Below are 1,865 nucleotides of genomic sequence, written 5' to 3'. Positions count from 1 at the left end.
CCTGGGAGAGTAGGACGTAGCCGCGTAATCTTTTTTATTTTACGTGGATTTATGTAGTGGTTGATATTTAGTTTGCGCTTGGGTCATAAAGCTGAGAAGATGCTTTGAATGACCACTGCGCTGCAAACTAAATATCAACCACTTTTTGTTGTGTAAAATAAAGAAGGATTACGCTTGTACGATATGGGATTAAATAATAAGAAAAGATGCTTTGAATGACCACTGCGCTGCAAACTAAATATCAACCACTTTTTGTTGTGTAAAAGAAATAAGAATTATAAGTGTACGATATGGGGTTAAATAATAAGAAAAGATGCTTTGAATGACCACTGCGCTGCAAACTAAATATCAACCACTTTTTGTTGTGTGAAATAAATAAGAATTACGCTTGTACGGTATGAGTTAAAGGATAAGAGAAGATGCTTTAAAATGACCACTGCGTTGCAAATTAAACCTTAACCATTTTTTGTTGTGAAAAATAAATAAGAATTATAAGTGTATGATATGGGGTTAAATAAAAAGAGAATTACGTAGCTATGATATGAAATAAAGAGATAATAGAAGATAAGCAGTAATAAATGGTTAATATAGGTAAAAACTATTGACTTTAACTTCAAAATAGATAAAAACTATTGGAAATGAATTGTCTAATAATGTTAAAATTTAATAGTATAACAAATCAGGAGGGGAATTATGAAGAAAATTTTATTATTATGTAGTATGCTTCTAGTGATAACGTTATCTTTAGTTGGGTGTGGTAGTAAAGATAAAGAATCTGCTAAAGGTGAAAAAAAATATAACTACTATACAGCAGATCAATTAAAAGAAGCAATAGAAAGTAAAAAAGATATTACACTTGTTGATATACAAGTTAAAGAAGATTATGATAAACATCATATAGAAGGTACTATTCCTACTTATGCTTATCCTGCAGAAAAGGATGAAGAAAAGGCTAAGATAGACACAGTTTTACCTAAGTTAGAAGAAAATAATAATCCTATAATAGTTGTATGCCCAGGTGGTGGAAGTGGAGCTAAGAACACAATAAACTATTTAGAATCTAAAGGAATAAAATCAGACAGAATGTTTATATTAGAAAAGGGTCAAAAAGGTTGGCCTTATAAAGAATTACTAGAAAAATAAATTTGAAGCTATCTATATTATAGGTAGCTTTTTTATGCTTAACTGAGTTATACTTATTAAAGGTTTATTAACAATATATATAATGTACTTTCAGAAATACACTATGTACTCAGTGCGAAGTAGATTTAATTTGGCATAAATCAAATTAAATAAGTTTTAATAAACACATAGATTGGTATATTAAATATAAGTAAGACTTAACGAAATTAGTTATTTTAGTTAAAATTTTATAATAATTATGATAATTTTAAATTTTATAAGATTTATTTTTAAATTTATGTTTAGTAAGAAAGTCGACGGGTATATATATACTATAACAAGTTAACAACAATTTAGAAACTAATTAAATTAATATATATAAGGTTAAAGGGAGGATTTTAATATGAAAAAATTTGTTTGTACAGTATGTGGATATATACATGAAGGAGAAACAGCACCAGAAATCTGTCCAGTATGTAAAGTTGGAGCAGATAAGTTTGAAGAAATGAAAGGTGAAATGGTTTGGGCAGACGAGCATAGAATAGGAGTAGCTCAAGGCGTAGATCCAGAGATAATAGAAGGATTAAGAGCTAACTTTACAGGTGAATGTACAGAAGTAGGAATGTACTTAGCAATGAGCCGTCAAGCAGACAGAGAAGGATTCCCAGAGGTAGCAGAAGCATATAAGAGAATAGCATTTGAAGAAGCAGAACATGCAGCTAAATTTGCAGAGTTATTAGGAG

Annotated in this window: 2 protein-coding genes; both read left to right on the top strand. The window is 29.4% G+C overall.

All coding sequences use genetic code 11. From position 1 onward, the window contains the following. Positions 1 to 693 precede the first annotated feature (693 nt). The gene (locus RWY47_RS03705) at positions 694 to 1,143 is read left to right on the top strand and encodes a rhodanese-like domain-containing protein (protein WP_085282940.1); all 450 of its coding nucleotides are present in this window, start codon (positions 694 to 696) and stop codon (positions 1,141 to 1,143) included. Between the two features lie 382 nt (positions 1,144 to 1,525). After that, positions 1,526 to 1,865: rubredoxin-like domain-containing protein (locus RWY47_RS03700; protein WP_316030240.1), on the top strand; the 340-nt coding region annotated here is incomplete at its 3' end.

The sequence above is a fragment of the Paraclostridium sp. MRS3W1 genome (assembly GCF_032465715.1).
GTDB lineage: Bacteria > Bacillota > Clostridia > Peptostreptococcales > Peptostreptococcaceae > Paraclostridium > Paraclostridium dentum.
Note: the sequence above shows the minus strand (reverse complement) of the source record. Positions and strands in the feature narration are given on the sequence as shown.